Source organism: Actinosynnema sp. NPDC002837 (genome assembly GCF_040295345.1).
Lineage (GTDB): Bacteria > Actinomycetota > Actinomycetes > Mycobacteriales > Pseudonocardiaceae > Actinosynnema.
The window spans coordinates 1-19,336 of record NZ_JBEOVG010000108.1; the positions used below are offsets into that span (position 1 = coordinate 1).

Consider the following 19,336-nt stretch of genomic DNA (forward strand, 5'->3'; position numbering starts at 1 on the left):
GGGGGGCGCCGGCGCCCCCCCCTGGGGTTCCGCGGGGGGGGGGGGGGGCGCCCCCCCACCCCCCCCCCCACCCCTCTTCGCGTGTCCGGCGAGTCTCGACCGAACGGCTCACCGCTACTGGGACAGTGGGAGGATGTCGGTGCAGCAAACGACCTCGCACGGTGTCGTGACGGACTCCGTCCGCCCGCCCGAGTTCTCCCGCGCCGAACGGGTGCGGGTGCTCACGATGACCGCCGCCGGGTCGGTGGTCATCGGCTACGCGGGCGTCGCCGCGCTGCTCGCGCTGATCTCCTCGACGGCCGCGCACGCGTCGTTCTCGACGACCGGTGTGCTGACCGCCGCCGCGCCGGGCTGGCTGGTCGCGCACCACGTGCCGCTGCGCTTCGACGGCGGGCAGCTCGGCCTGCTGCCGCTGCTGCCGACCGCGCTGGTGATGCTGCTGGTGTACCGGGCGGCGGCGGGCGCGGCGGACCGGTTGGGGCTGTTCGAGCCGTTGCAGGCGCGGTCGGTGGTGTTCGGCATCGCGGGCGCGCACGCCGTGGTCGGCAGCGTGATCGCGTTCCTGATGGGTGACGAGGGTCCGGTCCGGGCCACGCCCGCGGTGGCGTTCTTCGGGTGCGCGGTGGTGTCCGGGCTGGCGGCGGTCGCGGGGGTCGCGCAGCGCTGCGGTCTGGTGGAAGTCGTGTTCGAGCGGGTCGACCCGGTGGCGCGGCGCGGGTTGCGCACGGGCGCGTTGGCGTTGTTCGCGCTGGTCGCGGCGGGTGCGCTGGTGCTGGCGCTCGGGCTGCTGTTCTCGTGGTCGACCACCGCGGTGCTGTTCGACCAGAGCGGCGGCACCATCGGCACGGGCCTCGGCATCTGGCTGCTGTGCCTGGCGTACCTGCCGAACGCGGTGGTCGGTGCGTTGTCGTACGTGGTGGGCTCGGGGTTCTCGATCGGCGCGGCGGTGGTGGGCCCGCTGGAGTTCGTCGGCGGCCCGGTGCCCGCCGTGCCGCTGCTGGCCGCGTTGCCCGAGGAGCAGGCGTCCTACCTGGCGCTGGTGCTCGTGCTGCCGGGCGTGATCGGCGTGGTGGCCGGGTTCTCGTTGCGCGACGCGGCCGAGACGCCGCGGGCCAGGGTGCGCGCGGTGCTGGTCGCGGCGGTCACCGCGGGCGTCGGGGCGCTGGTGCTGGCGGCGGTGGCCGGTGGCGCGCTGGGCGGCGGGGCGTTCAACCCGGTCACCATCCCGGCCGGGTTGCTGGCCGTGCTCACGTTCGGCTGGGTGACCGTGCCGGGCGCGGTGGTGGCCTGGTTCTCCGGGCCGCGGCCGCGGCGCGTGGTGGCGGCCGAGCCGGAACCGGAGGCCGTCGTGGACGAAGAGGACTACGAGGACTACGAGGACGAAGCCGAGTACGACGAGGAAGCCGAAGAACTCGAGGAGGAGTTCGAGGAGGAAGAAGACGACGAGGAGTACGACGAGGACGAGGACGGGGAGGAGCTCGACGAGGAGGACGACGAGGAGTTCGACCACGACCTCGACGAGTACGACGACCTCGAAGAGGAGTTGGTCGAGGACGTCGACCCCGAGGAGACCGACCCCGAGGACGCCGACGAGGAACCCGACTCCGACTCCGACGAGGGTGACGAGGCCGACCCGGAGGACCTGGCCGACGAGCCCCGCTAGCCAACGCCTAGGCTGCTCTTGAGCTGCTGTGACAGTCCCCAGCAAGGAGAGCACGCTGAGCGCCGCGACCACACTCCGGCTTCCCGTCCCCGCCAGGGTCGTCGTCCTCGTCTCCGGTTCCGGCACCCTGTTGCAGGCGTTGCTGGACGCGGCGGCCGACCCCGGATACCCGGTCGAGGTGGTCGCCGTCGGCGCGGACCGCACCGGCATCGAGGGCCTCGGCCGCGCCGAGCGCGCAGGCGTCCCCTCCTTCGCGGTGAAGCTGCGCGACCACGCCGACCGCGACGCGTGGGACACCGCGCTGGCCGACGCCGTCGAGGCGCACAAGCCCGACCTGGTCGTCACCGCCGGCTTCATGAAGATCCTCGGACCCGCCTTCCTGGCCCGCTTCGGCGGCCGGATGGTCAACACCCACCCCGCGCTGCTGCCCGCCTTCCCCGGCGCGCACGGCGTCCGCGACGCCGTCGACTACGGCGTGAAGGTGACCGGCGCGACCGTGCACCTGGTGGACGGCGGTGTGGACACCGGGCCGATCCTGGCCCAGGAAGCGGTCGTCGTCGCCGATGACGACGACGTCGAAAGCCTGCACGAGCGCATCAAGGTGGTGGAGCGGCGGCTGCTGGTCGACGTGGTCGCCCGCCTGGCCCGCGAGGGCTGCACCGTGAACGGACGAAAGGTGAGCATCCCGTGACCACTCCTGCCGAGAGGCGACCGGTTCGCCGGGCCCTGATCGGGGTTTCCGACAAGTCGGGGCTGCTGGAACTGGCCACCGGCCTGCACGCGGCCGGAGTCGAGATCGTCTCCACCGGCGGCACGGCGCGCGCGCTGGCCGACGCGGGCGTGCCGGTCACGCCGGTCGAGGAGGTCACCGGGTTCCCGGAGGCGCTGGACGGTCGGGTGAAGACGCTGCACCCGGGCGTGCACGCGGGGCTGCTCGCCGACACCCGGCGCGAGTCGCACCTGGAGACGCTGCGCGAGCTGGGCATCGAGCCGTTCGACCTGCTCGTGGTGAACCTGTACCCGTTCACGCAGACCGTGGCCTCGGGCGCGTCGGCCGACGAGTGCGTGGAGCAGATCGACATCGGCGGTCCGGCCATGGTGCGGGCGTCGGCGAAGAACCACGCCAGCGTGGCCGTCGTCGTGGACCCGTCGCGGTACTCGTGGGTGTTGGAGCAGGTCAAGGCCGGTGGGTTCACGCTGGCGGACCGGCAGCGGCTGGCCGTGGACGCGTTCCGGCACACCGCGTCCTACGACGTGGCCGTGGCCTCGTGGCTGGGCAGCGCGGTCGTGGCGGACGACGAGGGCTCCGGCTTCCCGGGCTGGGTCGGCGCGACGTGGAACCGCAAGCAGGTGCTGCGGTACGGCGAGAACCCGCACCAGCGGGCGGCGCTGTACACGCAGGGCGACGGGCGTTCCGGGCTGGCGACGGCGGAGCAGCTGCACGGCAAGGAGATGTCCTACAACAACTTCGTCGACGCCGACGCGGCGTGGCGGGCGGCGTGGGACCACGAGCTGCCGTGCGTGGCGATCATCAAGCACGCCAACCCGTGCGGCATCGCGGTGTCCAAGGTGGACGGTCCGGGTGCGATCGCCGAGGCGCACCGCAACGCGCACGCGTGCGACCCGGTGAGCGCGTTCGGCGGCGTGATCGCGGCGAACCGCGAGGTGACCGTGGAGATGGCCGAGCAGGTGGCGGAGATCTTCACCGAGGTGATCATCGCGCCCTCGTACGCCGACGGCGCGGTGGACGTGCTCACGCGCAAGAAGAACATCCGCATCCTGGTCGCGCCGGCGCCCGACCGCGGTGGCGTGGAGATGCGGGCCGTGTCCGGTGGGTTGCTGTTGCAGACGACCGACACCATCGAGGCCGAGGGCGACGACCCGGCGAAGTGGACGTTGGCGTGCGGCACGCCGTTGGACGAGGAGGGCCTGGCCGACCTGGCGTTCGCGTGGCGGGCGTGCCGGGCGGTGAAGTCGAACGCGATCCTGCTCGCGTCCGATGGCGCGACCGTCGGCGCGGGCATGGGCCAGGTCAACCGGGTCGACGCGGCCCGGCTGGCGGTGGCGCGCGCCGGTGAGCGGGCGCGGGGTTCGGTGGCCGCGTCGGACGCGTTCTTCCCGTTCCCGGACGGGTTGGAGGTGCTGCTGGAGGCCGGTGTGCGCGCGGTCGTGCAGCCCGGTGGTTCGGTGCGCGACGCCGAGGTGATCGCGGCGGCGGAGGCGGCCGGCGCGACCGTGTACCTGACCGGCACGCGGCACTTCGCGCACTAGTAGCGCTCCGGAAGGGCTCCTCGTCGGCGGACGGGGAGCCCTTCCGCGTCTCACTGCTTCGCGATCAGTTCCTCGGCCGTCTTGCGGACCACGGCCTCCGCGTCGGCCAGCGGCATCGGCGAGTCGCTGATGAAGCCCTTGTCCCGCCCGCTGTAGGTGATGCTCCAGACCACCGCGTCCTGGCGGGCGATCAGCTTCACGTCGATCGAGTCGCGCGGCGTGGGTTCGATGATCAGCATCGCCTCGTCGCCGAGGCCTTCCACGGGCTTGGTCTGCAGGCCGTTCGCGAACCCGGCGGCGTCGTCGTAGGTGCTCTCCGCGTGCTCGACGTTCTGGTTCGACTTGTCGGTGAAGTCGCGGTAGTCGTAGATGTAGAAGGCCATGCTGCGCGGGTTGCGGCCGTCCTTGCCCTCGGTCTGCTGCCAGTGGCAGTTCCAGCGCTTGAGGCCCTTGTCCTGGGCGGGCTTCTCGACCAGGCGGAAGCTGCTGACGTGCGCCTGCGACTTCAGGTCGGCGCTGAGGTCGCACTCGGCGATCGGCTGCTCACCCGGGCCGCCGCCCGGCTGCTCGTAGTAGTCCAGCAGGAACGTGGTGGCGACACCGCCCAGGACCAGCACGAAGACGGCGACCACGATGCCCACGACCAGGCCCGTGCGGCTCTTCTTCGGCGGCTGGGGGCCGTACGGGCCGTGACCGGGTTGCTGGGAGCCGGGCGGTCCCTGCGGGCCGAAACCGGGCGGGGGTGGTCCGTACCCGCCGGGTTGGCCCTGGCCGTACCCGCCCGGTTGCCCGGGGCCGGGCTGAGGTGGTCCGTAGCCGGGTTGTGGCTGCTGGGGCCAGTTCTGCGGGTTCTGAGGTGCGTTCACGGTTCCCCCCGTGTGGCCGGTCGGTGTCGCGAGCAGCAGTCTGCCGGCCACCCGATCGTGGACGCTGCCGGCATTGACAGGGGGTGGCGGGTTAGGGATAAGATCACCGTGTCGTTCGAACAGATGTTCGACAGACAGGTCGCCGAACTTCCCACGGCGATCCGCGCACAGGGGTGCGCGCGGATCTGTGGGAGGAGGGCTGGTGTCCAGGTCGGCAACGGCGACGCTGACCGCGCTCGGGGTAGGCGCGGCGGGCGAGCTGACCAAGGCACCGGTCCGGGCCCTGCCGGTTCGCGGGGAACTGGCAGGGCTCCTCCCGTGGGGTGGCCTGCGGCGGGGCAGCACGGTGTCGGTGCGAGGGTCGACATCGTTGCTGTTCGCGCTGATGGCCGCGGCGACGGCGGAAGGATGCTGGGCGGCCGTGGTCGGCCTGCCGGGGTGTGGGGCACTCGCGGCGGCCGAGTTGGGCGTGGCCGTCCATCGACTCGCCCTGGTCCCCCGACCTGGCAGGGACCAGGGCGAGGTCGAGAAGACCGTGGCGGCCCTGTTGGACGGGTTCGACCTGGTCGTGCTGGCCACGCCGGTCACCCCCGCGACTTCGCGCAAGCTCTCGGCCCGGGCCCGGCACCGCAAGGCAGTCCTGCTGCCCTTCACCGTCTCGTGGCCGGGCGCGGACGTGGAGCTGACGGCGACCTCGGGCCACTGGACCGGCCTGGAAGCGGGCCACGGCCTCCTGACCGCTCGCACCGTCAACGTCCAAGCGACCGGCCGAGGCGCCGCGGCGAGGCCACGGCAAACGAGCCTGGTGCTCCCCGGGACCGCCGCGGAGCCACCCGCACGCCCCTCCCTGGTCCCGCTCCCGACCACTGACTCACCACTGCCGCCGGCCGACGCACCCTTGCCGACCGCCAACTCGCCGCGGCTGCCCACGGGCCTGCCGCTGCCGACGGCCGACCTGCCGTTGCTGCCCGCCGGCCTGCCGCGTCCCCCCTCCACCGGTCCGCCTGGCCCGCCCGACCTACCCGACCAACCCGATCTACCCGACCAACCCGGTCCGTCCTTCCCGGCCACCGTCGAGGCGGTGTGAGCCGTGCGCGTCTCACAACCCGCCCCTCCCACTCGTCGAAGAGGTGAATCCCCTGTACACGCTTGCCGTCTGGTGTCCTGACTGGCCGGTGGTGGCGGCCTCCGCCGAGGCCGCGCTCCCGCCGCACCTCCCTGCCGCCGTCGTCGGATCGGGTGAAGTCGTCGCCTGTTCGGCGGTCGCGCGCGCCGAAGGGGTGCGGCGCGGGATGCGGCGGCGCGCGGCCCAGGGGCAGTGCCCCGAGCTGGCCGTCTTCGAGTGCGACGAGGTGCGCGACGCCCGGCTCTTCGAGCCGGTCGCGGTGGCGGTGGAGGAGCTCGCGCCCGGGATCGAGGTGGTCCGGCCGGGGCTGGTGGTCGTCGCCGCCCAAGGGCCGGTCGGGTACTTCGGGTCCGCCGAGTCGGCCGCCGAGCGCCTGGTCGACCACATCGCGGTGCGCGCCGGGGTCGAGGCGCAGGTCGGGTTCGCCGACGGGCTGTTCGCGTCGACCCTGGCCGCGCACCGCGGGCTGGTCGTGCCGCCGGGCCGGACCCGGGAGTTCCTCGCGCCGCTGGGCATCCACGAACTCGACCAGCCCGCCGAACGCCGGGAGGACCGGGCCGCGCTGGTCGACCTGCTGCGCCGCCTCGGCCTGCGCACGCTCGGCGCGTTCGCCGCCGTGCCCGAACGCGACGTCGCCACCCGCTTCGGCCGCGCCGCCGTGCTCGCCCACCGGCTGGCCGCCGGGCTGGAGGAACGTCCCAGGTCGCGCCGCCGCCCGCCGCCCGAGCTGTCGGTCACCCGGGAGCTCGACCCGCCGATCGACCGGGTCGACGCGGCGGCGTTCGCGGCGAAGGGCCTCGCCGAACGCCTGCACGCGGGCCTCGCCGACCGGGGTCTGGCCTGCACCCGCCTCGGCATCCGGGCCACCACCGAGAACGGCGAGGAGCTGCACCGGCTGTGGCGCTGCGCCGAGCCGCTCACCCCGCAGGGCATCGCCGACCGCGTCCGCTGGCAGCTCGACGGCTGGCTCACCCGGGCCCGCCTCGACGGCGCCGGCCTCACCGCCGGCATCCACCTGCTGCGGCTGGACCCCGAAGAGGTGGTCGACGCCACCGCGCTGCAACTGGGCCTGTGGCCGGGCGCGGGTCAGGACCAGGGTGAGGCGGCCGAACGCGCGGCGCGCGCGATGGTGCACGTCCAGGGCCTGCTCGGGCCGGACGCCGTGCTCACGCCCGTGCTCGGCGGTGGACGTGGGCCGGTCGAGCGGGTGCGGCTGGTGCCGTGGGGCGACGAGCGCACCCCGGCGGCGGACGCGGAGCAGCCGTGGCCGGGGCAGCTGCCCGGACCGTCGCCCGCCACGGTGTTCGCCGAACCCGAGCCGGTCGCGCTGCTGGACTCCTCGGGTGCGGACGTCGTGGTCACCGGCTACGCCGAGCTGGTCGTGCGGCCGCACCGGATCGTGCACGGCGGCCGTGCGCGGCAGGTCGTGGCGTGGTCGGGGCCGTGGCCGGTGGACGAGCGCTGGTGGGACGCGGAGACCGCGATGCGCGGTGCACGACTGCAAGTGCTGGGAACCGCGGCGGACGGCGAGGAACTCGCGTTCCTGCTGATCCGCGCGGGTGGCAAGTGGGCGGTGGAAGGGGTGTACGACTGATGAGCGGTGACTTCTCCGAGCAGGATCGCCGGAGCCTGGCCGAGTGGCTGGACGATTGCGCCGCGCCGGACCGGCACGAGGTGCCGGACCAGCGCGGCGGACCGGCCTACGTGGTGAGCTTCGGCTGGCTGCCCGCACGGCTGCCACCGGCGGCGCCGTCGATCCCGTCGCCTCGGCGGGCGCTCGACGACTCGCGCTGATGGGCTGGAACAACCCGCCGGTCCGGTGGTCGGAGCTGGAGCGCGCGCTGTCGGGCAAACCCCCGGTGCCCGACGGCGGCGACAGCCCGGCGTGGACGCGCCACCGCGACCGCTACGAGGCGCCGCCCGACTTCGCGGTCAAGGTGGACGACCTCGGGTCGACCCGCGCCCGCGTGCCGTACGTCGAGCTGCACTGCCACTCCAACTTCAGCTTCCTCGACGGCGCCAGCCACCCGGAGGAGCTGGTGGAGGCGGCGCAGCAGCTCGGGCTGGACGGGGTGGCGTTGACCGACCACGACGGCATGTACGGCGTGGTGCGGTTCGCCGAGGCCGCCAAGGAGCTCGGGATGCGCACGGTGTTCGGCACGGAGCTGAGCCTCGGGCTGTCCGAGCCGCAGAACGGCGTGCCGGACCCGGAGGGCGAGCACCTGCTCCTGCTGGCCACCAACCGCGACGGCTACCACGCGTTGTGCCGCACGGTCACCACCGGCCAGCTCGCCGAGGGCAGCGAGAAGGGGCGGCCGGTGTACCGGTTGGAGGAGGTCGTCGCGGACACCCGGGACGACTGCGTCGTGCTCACCGGCTGCCGCAAGGGCGCGGTGCGGCGGGCGTTGGCGCGGGAAGGGCCGGCGGCGGCGTTCGCGCAGCTGCGGAGGCTGGTCGACCTGTACGGGGCGGACCGGGTGTTCGTGGAGCTGACCGACCACGGCTACCCCGAGGACGGGCCGCGCAACGACCTGCTGTGGGGCATGGCCCACGACCTGGGGCTGCCGACCGTGGCGACGAACGCCGTGCACTACGCGGTGCCCGCACGGGGTCGGTTGGCGGCGGCGATGGCGGCGGTGCGGGCGCGGCGCAGCCTGGACGAGATGGCGGGCTGGCTGCCGCCCGGCCGCACGGCGTGCCTGCGGTCGGGGGAGGAGATGGCCCGCCGGTTCGCCCGGTTCCCCGGTGCGGTGCACCGCTCGGCCGTGCTCGGCCTGCAGTGCCAGTTCGACCTCAAGCTGATCGCGCCGGAACTGCCGCCGTTCGACGTGCCGCCGGGGCACGACGAGAACAGCCACCTGCGTGAGCTGACCTACGACGGCGCGGCCCGCCGCTACCGCTCGATCGGCGAGAACCCCAGGGCGTACCAGCAGATCGAGCACGAGTTGAAGATCATCAAGGAGTTGAACTTCCCCGGCTACTTCCTCGTCGTGCACGACATCGTCTCGTTCTGCCGGCGCAACGACATCCTCTGCCAGGGCCGGGGGTCGGCCGCGAACTCCGCGGTCTGCTACGCCCTCGGCATCACCAACGTCGACGCGGTCCGCTTCGACCTCCTCTTCGAGCGCTTCCTGGCGCCGGCCCGCGACGGCCCTCCCGACATCGACCTCGACATCGAGTCCGACCGCCGTGAGGAGGCCATCCAGTACGTCTACCGCAAGTACGGACGCCGGCACGCCGCACAGGTCGCCAACGTCATCAGCTACCGCGGTCGGTCGGCGATCCGCGACGTCGCGCGGGCGCTCGGCTACTCCGTCGGCCAGCAGGACGCGTGGAGCAAGCAGATCGACCGCTGGGGCCCGCTGCGGTCCACAGTGGAGGAAGGCGGCATTCCCGGCCCGGTGCTGGAACTGGCCGCCGAGCTGGAGAACTTCCCGCGGCACCTGGGCATCCACTCCGGCGGCATGGTCATCTGCGACCGGCCGGTCAGCGAGGTGTGCCCGGTCGAGAAGGGCCGGATGGCCGACCGCACGGTGTTGCAGTGGGACAAGGACGATTGCGCCTCCATCGGGTTGGTCAAGTTCGACCTGCTCGGCCTCGGCATGCTCTCGGCGTTGCACTACGCCATCGACCTGGTGCGCGAGCACGAGGGCGTCGAGGTCGACATCGGCAACCTCGACCTCGAAGACCAAGCCGTCTACGAGATGCTGCAGCGCGCCGACTCCGTCGGCGTGTTCCAGGTGGAGAGCCGCGCGCAGATGGCGACCCTGCCCCGGCTCAAGCCGCGGACGTTCTACGACCTGGTGGTGGAGGTCGCGCTGATCCGCCCCGGCCCGATCCAGGGCGGCTCGGTGCACCCCTACATCCGCCGGCGCAACGGCAAGGAGCAGTGGGACTACGACCACCCCCTGCTGGAGGGGGCGCTCAAGAAGACCCTCGGCGTGCCGCTGTTCCAGGAGCAGCTCATGCAGATCGCCGTCGACGTGGCCGACTTCAGCCCCGCCGAGGCGGACGAACTGCGCCGCGCCATGGGCGCCAAGCGCTCCACGCACCGGATGGAACGCCTCCGCGAGCGCTTCTACGAGGGCGCCAAGGCCAACGGCATCGGTCACGAGCTGGCGGAGAAGATCTACGCGAAGCTGTTGGCGTTCGCCAACTTCGGCTTCCCGGAGAGCCACGCGCTCAGCTTCGCGCACCTCGTGTTCGTCAGCGCCTGGTTCAAGCTCTACCACCCGGCCGCCTTCTGCGCGGCGTTGCTGCGTGCTCAGCCCATGGGCTTCTACTCCCCTCAGTCGTTGGTCGCGGACGCCCGCCGTCACGGCGTGCGCGTGCTCGGTCCGGACGTGAACGCCGGCCTCCCGCACGCCACCCTCGAGCTGGTGGACGGCGAGCAGGCCGTGCGCATCGGCCTGGCCGGCATCCGGACGATCGGTCAGAAGGTCGCCGAAGACGTTGTCGCGCAACGGGAATCGGGCCCGTTCCGGGACATGGCCGACTTCGGCGCCCGGGTCCGCCTGACCACGGCCCAGGTGGAGGCCATGGCCACGGCGGGCGCGTTCGGGTGCTTCGGCCTGGACCGACGTGCCGCGCTCTGGTCGGCGGGAGCCGTCGCGAAGATCCGACCCGACCGCCTGCCCGGAACCGTGGTAGGCACCGAGGCGCCCGCCCTGCCCGGCATGGACGAGGTCGAGCTGGCGGTCGCCGACGTCTGGGCGATGGGCTTGTCCCCGGGCAGCTTCCCGACCGAGTTCGTCCGGGAGCGACTGACCGCCCTGGGCGCCCTGGCCACCGCCGACCTGGCCACCGTGCCCAACGGGACCAGGGTGTTGATCGGCGGCGCCGTAACCCACCGCCAACGCCCCGGCACCGCGGGCGGCGTCACGTTCCTCAACATCGAGGACGAGACCGGCATGGTCAACGTCGTCTGCACCACGGGCCTGTGGGCCCGCTACCGCAAGGTCGCCCGAACCAGCCCGGCTCTGCTGATCCGAGGCGTCGTCGAATCCGCGGAAGGCGTCATCAGCATCCGCGCGGAACGATTGCAACAGCTCGACCTGCGCATCCCCTCACGCTCACGCGACTTCCGCTAAACCCGCTCTACTCGCCGACGCCACACCACCACCCCCGCCTACCCACAACGGCCCTGAAACCGCCCCGGGCCCACCGAACCCCCACTCGCCCACAACGGCCCCGCGGCGCGTCCACTGAGTCCACTTGCCCCAACCGCCGCACAACGGACCCGCACATCCGCACCTAGGCCCGATTTGACATGGGTTCGGGTGTCATAGGCTGGTCGAAGCCGGGCAGGCTTGGCGGACGCTTTTCCCGCCAGGCCTGCCCGGCTTTGGCCTGCCTGGGGTGCCCGTAAGGGCCCCATGTCAAATCGAGCCGAACCCAAGCCGGGCATCAAACTGAAAACCGAACCGGAACCTCAATCGCAGCTCAGACGCCATCCACCTTGGCATACGAAGCAAACACCACCCCCGAGTCGAAAACTCTGGTCGACGCCTTGGCGAATCGCGCAGTGGGGAACTCGCCCGCAAACAGGGGGATGCCCTTACCCAGTACAATCGGGTGAATTTTGAGCACCAGTTCGTCGATCTCGGGCAGCAGGCCGGCGGCCAACCTGCCTCCTCCGCACAGCCAGATGCCCAGACCGTCCGACTCTTCCTTCAGTTCACGCACCTTGGCCAGCGGATCCGTCACCACCTGCACGTCCTCGGGCGTCGTGCTCAGCCGTGACGACACCACGTACTGGCGCAGGTGCGGGTAAGGACTCGGTAGTCCTCCCGGCACTTGATAAGTGGCGCGACCCATGAGGATCGTGTCGAAGTGCTGGTTGGGCGCGTCGATGCCCATGGCCTCGCGAGCCTGCGCGGGCAGCGTGTCGGGGTACTCCTCGACCAGGGCGGTCATGTGGTCGCCTTCGAACAGGAAGTCGCCGAAACCACCCTTCGGGTCCGCGATGAAGCCGTCGAGCGAGGTCGCGACGAAGTAGGTCAGGGTTCGCATGGTGGATTCCTCCTGGTTCCTGGTTCCTGGTTCGGGGTCCTGGTCCTGGTTCACGGGCTCGGCACGGACACGATGACAACCACTCCACCCGTAGTGCTCCGACTGTAGTACTATGCCCGGAGTAGTTGTCAAGGAGGAACCGTGGTGCGCAACCCGAACAGGCGAATGGCGCTGGTCGACGCGGCGATCGAGGTGCTGGCGCGCGAGGGCGCGCGAGGGCTGACGTTCCGTGCCGTCGACCAGGAGGCGGGGGTGCCCAACGGCACCGCGTCGAACTACTTCACCAGCCGCGACGACTTGCTGCGACAGGTCGGCGAGCACATCCACGTCCGGCTGACACCGGACGCGCAGAGGCTGGCCAGGACGATGGACGCGCCACCGGACAAGAGCCTCGTGGTGCGCCTGCTGCAAGAACTGCTGGAACGGCTCCAAGTCGACCGCACGGGCTACCTGGCCCTGCTGGAACTGAGACTCGAAGCCACCAGGCGCCCCGAGCTCCAGGCCGCGCTGACCAGGACGATCAGCGAGAACCTGGAGCAGAACGTCCGCTTCCACCTGGACGCGGGCCTACCCGGCGACCGCACCACCGTCGTCTCGCTCTACCTGGCGATGAGCGGCCTGATGGTGGAGCACCTGACCCTGCCCGACGTGCTTCCGCCAGAGGAGATGACCGAGCTGATCACAGCACTGGTCGACCGAACCTGACCAGCGAACCCAGCCGAACGAACCGAACGAACCCAGCCGAACGAACCCGAACGAACCTGGCCAAGCCCGCCCGGCCCAGGTCACCGATCCAGCGGACCACCGATGATGGTCATCGCTACGAAGATCACCGCAAAGCCCAGCCCCGAGTACAGCAGCGCGTCCACGCTGCGCCCCCGGATCGCGATCAGCCCGGCCTGCTCGTCCGTCACCAGGACTCGCAGCAGCGCCGCGACCAGCAGCGCGACGCCGATCAGCACCGCGCCCTGCCGCCAGTGGTACTGGACGATCCGCACGAGACCGAGCCCCACCACCACCAGCACCAGCGCGAACGGCAGGTGCTTGCCCGCCGCGGACCGCCAGCGCTGCTCCGGCAACAACTCCACCGCTTCCCGCCTCAGGCCGTGCGCTCGGCTGCCTCGACCGTGTTGGTCAGCAGCATCGCAATGGTCATCGGACCCGCGCCACCCGGGATCGGCGCCAGGAAACCCGCCACCTCGGCCACGGACGGGTGAACGTCGCCCACCAACCCCGCCTCGGTGCGCGTGATGCCGACGTCGACCACGGCCGCGCCGGGCTTCACCATGTCCGCGGTGATCAGACCGGGGCTGCCCGCGCCCGCGACGACGATGTCCGCCCGCCGCACCTCGGCGGCCAGGTCCTTGGTGCCGGTGTGGCACAACGTCACGGTGGCGTTCTCCGAACGCCTGGTCAGCAGCAGCCCGATCGGACGCCCGACCGTCACCCCGCGACCGACGACGGTGACGTTCGCGCCCGACAGCGGCACGTCGTACCGCCGCAGCAGCTCGACCACGCCGCGCGGGGTGGCGGGCAGCGGGGCCTCGTCACCGAGCACCAGCTTGCCCAGGTTGACGGGGTGCAGGCCGTCGCCGTCCTTGCGCGGGTCGATGCGCTCCAGGATCGGGTTCGGGTCGAGGTGCTTGGGCAGCGGCAGCTGCACGATGTACGCGGTGCACGCCGGGTCGGCGTTCAGCTCGTCGATGACCTCTTCCAGCTGCGCCTGCGTGGTGTCCGCGGGCAGGTCGCGGCGGATCGACGTGATGCCGACCTTCTCGCACGCCAGGTGCTTGCCCCGCACGTACGAGTGCGAGCCCGGGTCGTCACCGACCAGCACGGTGGCCAGCCCCGGCGTCACCCCCCGCTCGCGCAACGCGCCGACCCGCTCGCGCAGGTCTTCGAAGATCGCGTCCCGGGTGGCCCTGCCGTTGAGGATCGTCGCAGTCACGTGCCTCATCCTCTCATCACCGCCGGCCGGGCAACGCGGCGACCACCACGGCCAGCAGCGTCAACGCCGTGCCGACCAGCGCGAGCACGGACACGTGCTCACCTGCGGCGGGAGCCACGACGTCCACCGCGAGCGCGCCGACGAGCTGCCCGGCGACCTGGCACAGCCCGACCAGCAGCACGCCCAGCCACCGCACGGCCAGCACGGCCGAGCCGATGGTGCAGACCCCGAGCGCCCCGCCCGCGTAGAACCACGGCTCGCTCGGCGCGGCCGTGGGCAGCCCGCGCACCGCCACGTCGACCGCGCACACGACGAGCAGCACCACCGTCCCGGTGCCGAAGTTGATCAGCGTGGTCACGCGCGTGCTCTGCGCCGCCTCGCGCACCAGCCCGTTCACCGCCTGCTGCCAGCCGAGCCCGAACCCGCCCAGCGCGGGCAGCAGCGCCAGCCACAACGCCGACGGGTCACCGGCCTCGTCCGACACGGCCACCGCGACCGCCACCACCGCCAACGCCGCACCGGCCACCCGCGGCCAGGTCAACGCCACCCGCCCGGCCGGACCGATGCCCGCCCGGTCCACCAGCAGGCTGCTCACCGCCTGCGAGCCCACCGCCGCCACCGTGAACACCGCCACGCCGAGCGCCGCGACCGTCAACCCCTGCGTGGACACGAAGAACGCCCCGCACGCGCCGCCGACGCACTGCCACCAGCGGATCCGCCCGTCCCGCAGCGACGACCACAGCCGGCCGAGCCCGGCCCGCCCCGCCGCCGTCGTCGGCACGGCGAGCAGCAACAGCGCGAACCCACCGCCGAACGACACCAGCGCGGCCAGGAACCCGTCGCCGAACACGTGCCCCAGCTCGCCGTTCAACCGCCCCTGAACAGCCAGGAACGCCCCGCCGACGAACGCGAGCAGCGCACCGACCAGCCGAACCCGGTCACCCAACCCGCACTGCCTCCCGCTCGCGCACCCGGCTCGCCAGGAACGCGCCGACCAACGCCGCCACCGTGCTCGCACCGGCCGCCGCGGCCGGCCCGAAGTGGTCCAGCAGCGACCCGGCCACCGGCAGCGCCAACGCCGAGCCCGCCGTGGTGAACGTGCCCATCCAGCCGAACGCCTCGGCCTTGCGCTCGTCCGGCGCGAGCCCGCTGATCCGCTGGTTGTTGGCCGCGATGGCGGGCGCGATCGCCATGCCCCCCACCCCCAGCACCGCACCGATCAACCACACCGACGACGGGTCGAGCACCGGTGGCAGCACCAGCACCAGCGGTGCGATGCCCAGCGCCATCACCAGCATCCGCCGCGTGAACCTGGCCTGCCCGACGAGCCCGCCCGCGATCAGCCCGCCGAGGACCGACCCGACGCCCCACACCGCCGTCAGCACACCGGCCATCGCGGGTCTGCCCAGGTCACGTGCCCACGCGATGATCACCATGTCGATCGTCACGAGCGACGCCACCAGGAACAGCGCCGTCAGCAGCGCCAACGCCAGCGAACCGTCGCGCAGCAGCGTCCGCCCACCGGGTGCGGCCTCACGCGCCACCGGGCGGTCCAGCCCGGCCCGTCGCAGCGCGCCGCCGAAGCCGAGCGCGCCGAGCACCGCCAGCGCGCCGCACAGCCACAGCGCGACCTGCGCGTTCCACACCGCCACCACGGTCGCCGCCAGCGCGGGACCGACGATGTACATGACCTCCTGCATGGACGCCTCGACGGTGAACACCGCCGACTGCGCGGGTCCCGTCGCCAGCCGGGGGAAGCTCGCCCGGCTCATCGCCGTCACCGGCGGCGTGGACAGCCCGGTCAGGAACGCCACCACCACCGCCAACGGCCACGCCCCGCCGGGCGTGACGGCGGGCAGCACGCCGAGCACCGCGATGCCGACGCCGTAGCCGGCCGAAGTGACCAGCAGCAGCCGCCCGGCCGGGCTCCGGTCCGCGGCACGGCCCCGCAGCGGGCCCGCCACACCCATGCCCAGCGTCAACGCGCCGCCGACCACACCGGCCAGCGCGTACGACCCCGTCCACCCCGCTATCAGGAACGACACCGCCAGCGGCGTGCCCGGCAGGTGGATGCGGCCGACCATCGACCACAGCAGCAGCCACGGCAAGTGGGGTATCGCGGCGAGTTCCCGGTACGGACGGAGCACGGTGACACTCTGCCCGCACGCACCGACAACCCACCGCCGAATATCCGCGGGAACCCGTGGGCCTCGGTTAGCGTCAGCACCTCTGGAGAGCGCTCACGAGGGGACCGCTGTGACCGATCCGACAGGACGACGCGCCGAGTTGGAGGCGCGGAACGCGGCCATGCGCGAGCAGGTCGACTCCCTCCTGGCCGAGCTGCGGAAGAAGACCGACGAGCTGCGCGAGACGCAGGCGCAGGCCATGGCGATCACGGCGACCGCGGTGTCCAAGGACGGCTCCGTGCGCGCCACCGTCGACTCCGCCGGCGCGTTGACGTCCCTGGAGTTCTCCGCCAACGCGTTCGAGCGCACCACGCCCGACAAGCTGGCCCGGCTCACCGCCGAGACCGTGCAGCAGGCCGTGGCCAAGGCCAGGACCGAGCTGAACGAGGTGCTCGCGCCCGCGCAGGCAGGCCCGAGCATCGACCTGTCGGAGATGCTGCCCGGCGTGCCGTCCCTGGCCGACCTCATCCCCCAGCCGCCCGTCGTGCCGCAGCCGTCGACGCAGCCGCGTCGTCCCGCGCCGCGGTCCGACGATGACGACGGCGACACCATCATGGACAGGAGTGGCTGGTGAGCGGGTTCGACGTCAGCGTGTCCGGCCTGCGCCGAGGCGCGGGTCAGTTCGGTGCGGCGGGTGATTCGCTGGGCGGCGTGCTGCAGGCGTTGAGCTCGGCGTTGCAGGCCGAGGGCCAGTGCTGGGGCGGCGACGAGTCCGGGCAGGCGTTCGCCAAGGAGTACGTGCCGAATTCGCAGGCGACGTTGGAGGCCTTCGGCAACCTCGCCACGGCCCTTGCCGACATCCGCACCGGCGTGGAGCAGACCGCCGATGCCTACGAGGGTTCCGACCAGGGCAACGCGACCGGGATCTCCCGGACTTACTGAGGGGCACTGCGGTGGGCATCGAGATCCCGGGCGAGGTCACCTGGCTCTTCCCGATCGTGGTCGGGCAGAGCTGGCCGGAGGGTGACGAGACGGCGCTTCGGCGGATGGCCGACGCCTACCGCACGGCCGCGCAAGGCGTGAAGTCGGTCATCGACGAGGGCAACGGCGCGGCGTCCACCGTGTACGCGAGCCAGACCGGCGAGGCCGTCAAGGCGTTCGAGGAGTACTGGAAGAAGTTCTCCGCGGGCGACGACTCCTACCTGCCGAAGCTGCAGAAGATCTGCGAGCAGCTGGCGGACAGCTGCGACAACACCGCGCTGGAGGTGGAGTACACCAAGCTGTCGATCATCGCGTCGCTGATCGCGCTGGCGATCGAGATCGCCGCGCTGATCGCCGCGGCGTTCGGCACGTTCGGCGCGACGACGGCGGGCATCCCGATCGCGCAGCAGGCGACCCGGTTGATCGTGCAGTTCACGTTCCGGCAGTTGATCATCGCGATCCTCAAGGAGGTCGCGATCTCGGTCGGCATCGACGCGGCCATCCAGGCGATTCAGGTGGCGCGCGGCGACCGCGAGTCGTGGGACTGGGGCAAGACCACCGAGGCGGCGGTCTCGGGCGCGGTGTCCGGGCTGGTCGGCGGGGTGTCGGGCGGGCTGAAGTTCGAGGGCGGCGGGCTGGCCGGGCAGGTGGCGGTCGGCGCGACGCGCGGTGCGGTCGAGGGCGCGGTGTCCACCGTGGGCACGGCGGCCGTGATGGGGCAGGACATCTCGGCGCGGGACGTGCTGATGGGCGCGTCGGCCGGTGCGGTGTCCGGTGGGATCGGCGGCGCCAAGGACGGGATCTCCGTCGAGCCGCCGCGGGTGAACGCCGGCGGACCGGACGGCGGGCCGCCGAACCTCGGGCCGACGCCGGGCGGCGTTCCCGGTGGTGTGCCCGGTGGTGTGCCCGGAGGTTCGCCGAGTGGGCCGCCGGTGAACCGTGACGGCTTGAACCGGCCGCCCGCCGGGACGACCGCGGCTTCGTCCGTGGCCGCACCGCCCGCGCCCGGGCCGAGGGTCAGCGCGCCGCCTTCGGTCGGTGGTGAGTCCGCCGGGTCTTCGCCTGGTGGTGCTCCGGCGCCGTCGGCCTTCAACGGTCCCGGGACGTCCGGTGGGCGCAGCGGCGCGTCGGTGCCGACGTCACCCGGTGGTGGTGGGACGGGGCCGTCGATCGGCAGTCGGCTCGGGACGGCTCCCGGTGGACCGGCCCCGAGCAGCGCGCCCGGCGGTCCTGCTCTTGGCTCGGCTCCCGGTTCGGCTCCTGGTTCGACGCCGGGTGCTGCCCCTGCCCGGATGCCCGGTGGGGTGCCTGGTGGTCCGGCGTTCGCGCCGGGCACGGCCGGCGGTCCGCCGAGCGGGTTGGGCGCTGCTCCCGCCGCTACCGCCGCTCCTGCCGCGACGCCTCACAGCGCGTCCGCCGCGCCTGGTCTCCGGCCGGGTGGGGCGATGCCCGGTGTGCCCGCCGCGGGTGGGTCTGTGCCGGGTGGTTCTCCGTTCGGTGGGACGACTCCCGGCGGGCAGGGTCACGGCGGTCCGACGCCTGGTGCGGGGATGCCGGGGGTTGGTGCGCCGGGTAGCGGTGTGCCGGGCGGTGGCACGCCTGGTGGTTCGGCGCTCGGTGGTTCGTCTCTTGGTGGGCAGACGCCGGGTGGTGCGACGGCCGGCGGGCCTGTCCCAGGCGGCTCGTTGCCCGGCGGGTCGACGCCGGGTGGGACGCCTGGCGGCCCGGTGCCCGGTGGGTCCACTCCCGGCGGTTCGACCGCTGGTGGGCCGGTTCCTGGCGGAGCTGTGCCTGGCGGTGCTTTGCCCGGCGGTGCCACGCCGGGTGGATCGACGCCTGGTGGCTCTGTGCCGGGTGGGCCGACGCCTGGAGCGGTTCCCGGTGGGGCGACGCCCGGTGGCGCACTGCCTGGTGGGTCGGTGCCCGGTGGCGGGGTTGCTGGTGGTCCGGCTGCTGGTGGTCCGGTCCCGGGTGGTGCGCCTGTTGGTGGGGCACTGGCCGGCGGGGCTGTTGCCGGCGGTGTGATCGCGGGTGGGATGCCGCTCGGCGGGTCGATGCCCGGTGGATCTACGCCTGGTGGGTCGGTGTCCGGTGGGTCGATGCCTGGTGGGCCGACGCCTGGATCCGCACCTTCGGGTTCTGCGCCTTCGGGTTCCGCGCCTGCCGGTTCCGCGCCGGTGGTGGGCGGCAGTGGTGGTCCGGCGGCCGGTGGGGCAGCTCCCGCCGCGGGGGCCGGGACTGGGGCTCCGGCGACTGGGGCTCCGGCGGCTGGTGCGCCGATGGCGGGTGCGGCCGGCGGTGTCGCGCCTCCGGCCGGCGGTGCGCCCGGTGGTGGGCGTGGGG

18 protein-coding genes and 1 pseudogene are annotated in these 19,336 nt (G+C 72.8%); 12 read left to right on the top strand and 7 right to left on the bottom strand.

Annotation, left to right across the window (positions count from 1 at the left end; all coding sequences use genetic code 11):
• The first annotated feature begins 133 nt into the window (after window positions 1-133).
• Genes ABTZ99_RS39540 through purH form a run of 3 tightly spaced genes read left to right on the top strand, consistent with a single transcriptional unit; the run spans window position 134 to window position 3,934 of the window.
• A complete protein-coding gene (locus ABTZ99_RS39540; RefSeq protein WP_499618148.1) occupies window positions 134-1,663 on the top strand; it encodes a cell division protein PerM in 1,530 nt (509 codons plus the stop codon).
• A 28-nt stretch (window positions 1,664-1,691) separates the two neighbouring features.
• Entirely contained in the window at window positions 1,692-2,354 is a 663-nt protein-coding gene (purN, locus tag ABTZ99_RS39545; RefSeq protein WP_498786816.1) for a phosphoribosylglycinamide formyltransferase, read from the top strand.
• On the top strand, window positions 2,351-3,934 hold the full coding sequence (purH, locus tag ABTZ99_RS39550; protein WP_499618150.1) for a bifunctional phosphoribosylaminoimidazolecarboxamide formyltransferase/IMP cyclohydrolase: 1,584 nt from the start codon (window positions 2,351-2,353) through the stop codon (window positions 3,932-3,934). Before purN ends, purH begins: the two co-directional genes overlap by 4 nt.
• A gap of 50 nt (window positions 3,935-3,984) precedes the next feature.
• Here purH and ABTZ99_RS39555 read toward each other — a convergent pair whose 3' ends face one another.
• Window positions 3,985-4,800: a hypothetical protein gene (locus ABTZ99_RS39555; protein WP_499618152.1), complete on the bottom strand. Its 816-nt coding sequence runs from the start codon at window positions 4,798-4,800 to the stop codon at window positions 3,985-3,987.
• Window positions 4,801-5,002: 202 nt separating this feature from the next.
• On the opposite strand from ABTZ99_RS39555, the gene imuA' reads away from it, so the two are divergent.
• The 4 genes from imuA' to ABTZ99_RS39575 are packed head-to-tail and all read left to right on the top strand — an operon-like array spanning window position 5,003 to window position 11,016.
• Window positions 5,003-5,887, top strand: coding sequence for a DnaE2-dependent mutagenesis accessory factor ImuA' (gene imuA' / locus ABTZ99_RS39560; RefSeq protein WP_498786819.1), 885 nt, complete (start codon window positions 5,003-5,005; stop codon window positions 5,885-5,887).
• 43 nt (window positions 5,888-5,930) lie between these two features.
• Window positions 5,931-7,520, top strand: a complete 1,590-nt coding sequence (locus ABTZ99_RS39565; protein WP_499618154.1) for a DNA polymerase Y family protein — start codon at window positions 5,931-5,933, stop codon at window positions 7,518-7,520.
• Window positions 7,520-7,720 carry a hypothetical protein gene (locus ABTZ99_RS39570; protein WP_498786821.1) on the top strand — a complete coding sequence of 67 codons (201 nt, stop codon included), beginning with the start codon at window positions 7,520-7,522 and terminating at the stop codon, window positions 7,718-7,720. Before ABTZ99_RS39565 ends, ABTZ99_RS39570 begins: the two co-directional genes overlap by 1 nt.
• Window positions 7,720-11,016, top strand: coding sequence for an error-prone DNA polymerase (locus ABTZ99_RS39575; protein ID WP_498786822.1), 3,297 nt, complete (start codon window positions 7,720-7,722; stop codon window positions 11,014-11,016). The genes ABTZ99_RS39570 and ABTZ99_RS39575 overlap by 1 nt, the downstream gene beginning before the upstream one ends.
• Before the next feature lie 352 nt (window positions 11,017-11,368).
• Here ABTZ99_RS39575 and ABTZ99_RS39580 read toward each other — a convergent pair whose 3' ends face one another.
• On the bottom strand, window positions 11,369-11,938 hold the full coding sequence (locus ABTZ99_RS39580; protein WP_499618157.1) for a dihydrofolate reductase family protein: 570 nt from the start codon (window positions 11,936-11,938) through the stop codon (window positions 11,369-11,371).
• Between the two features lie 141 nt (window positions 11,939-12,079).
• Here ABTZ99_RS39580 and ABTZ99_RS39585 point away from each other — a divergent pair, with 141 nt between their 5' ends.
• The gene (locus tag ABTZ99_RS39585) at window positions 12,080-12,643 is read left to right on the top strand and encodes a TetR/AcrR family transcriptional regulator (RefSeq protein ID WP_498782090.1); all 564 of its coding nucleotides are present in this window, start codon (window positions 12,080-12,082) and stop codon (window positions 12,641-12,643) included.
• Between the two features lie 80 nt (window positions 12,644-12,723).
• Here ABTZ99_RS39585 and ABTZ99_RS39590 read toward each other — a convergent pair whose 3' ends face one another.
• From ABTZ99_RS39590 to ABTZ99_RS39605, 4 genes are read right to left on the bottom strand one after another with little or no spacing between them, the layout of a single operon-like run.
• Window positions 12,724-13,017 carry a DUF3017 domain-containing protein gene (locus ABTZ99_RS39590; RefSeq protein WP_230572409.1) on the bottom strand — a complete coding sequence of 98 codons (294 nt, stop codon included), beginning with the start codon at window positions 13,015-13,017 and terminating at the stop codon, window positions 12,724-12,726.
• Window positions 13,018-13,037: 20 nt separating this feature from the next.
• Complete coding sequence (locus ABTZ99_RS39595; RefSeq protein WP_499618159.1) at window positions 13,038-13,886, bottom strand: bifunctional methylenetetrahydrofolate dehydrogenase/methenyltetrahydrofolate cyclohydrolase; 849 nt, start codon at window positions 13,884-13,886, stop codon at window positions 13,038-13,040.
• A gap of 16 nt (window positions 13,887-13,902) precedes the next feature.
• A complete protein-coding gene (locus ABTZ99_RS39600) occupies window positions 13,903-14,832 on the bottom strand; it encodes a DMT family transporter (RefSeq protein ID WP_499618161.1) in 930 nt (309 codons plus the stop codon).
• On the bottom strand, window positions 14,825-16,033 hold the full coding sequence (locus tag ABTZ99_RS39605) for an MFS transporter (RefSeq protein ID WP_499618163.1): 1,209 nt from the start codon (window positions 16,031-16,033) through the stop codon (window positions 14,825-14,827). The genes ABTZ99_RS39600 and ABTZ99_RS39605 overlap by 8 nt, the downstream gene beginning before the upstream one ends.
• 109 nt (window positions 16,034-16,142) lie before the next feature.
• Here ABTZ99_RS39605 and ABTZ99_RS39610 point away from each other — a divergent pair, with 109 nt between their 5' ends.
• From ABTZ99_RS39610 to ABTZ99_RS39620, 3 genes and pseudogenes are all read left to right on the top strand, one after another.
• Window positions 16,143-16,646, top strand: a complete 504-nt coding sequence (locus tag ABTZ99_RS39610; RefSeq protein WP_498782084.1) for a YbaB/EbfC family nucleoid-associated protein — start codon at window positions 16,143-16,145, stop codon at window positions 16,644-16,646.
• Window positions 16,643-16,954, top strand: a complete 312-nt coding sequence (locus ABTZ99_RS39615) for a WXG100 family type VII secretion target (protein WP_230572357.1) — start codon at window positions 16,643-16,645, stop codon at window positions 16,952-16,954. Before ABTZ99_RS39610 ends, ABTZ99_RS39615 begins: the two co-directional genes overlap by 4 nt.
• 56 nt (window positions 16,955-17,010) lie before the next feature.
• A pseudogene (locus ABTZ99_RS39620) lies at window positions 17,011-17,355 on the top strand (WXG100-like domain-containing protein); the annotation flags it as partial.
• A gap of 149 nt (window positions 17,356-17,504) precedes the next feature.
• Here the strand turns inward: ABTZ99_RS39620 and ABTZ99_RS39625 are convergent.
• On the bottom strand, window positions 17,505-18,329 hold the full coding sequence (locus ABTZ99_RS39625) for a hypothetical protein (RefSeq protein WP_499618171.1): 825 nt from the start codon (window positions 18,327-18,329) through the stop codon (window positions 17,505-17,507).
• Between the two features lie 488 nt (window positions 18,330-18,817).
• Between ABTZ99_RS39625 and ABTZ99_RS39630 the strand changes: the two genes are divergently transcribed.
• A complete protein-coding gene (locus ABTZ99_RS39630; protein ID WP_498782105.1) occupies window positions 18,818-19,018 on the top strand; it encodes a hypothetical protein in 201 nt (66 codons plus the stop codon).
• Window positions 19,019-19,336 lie beyond the last annotated feature (318 nt).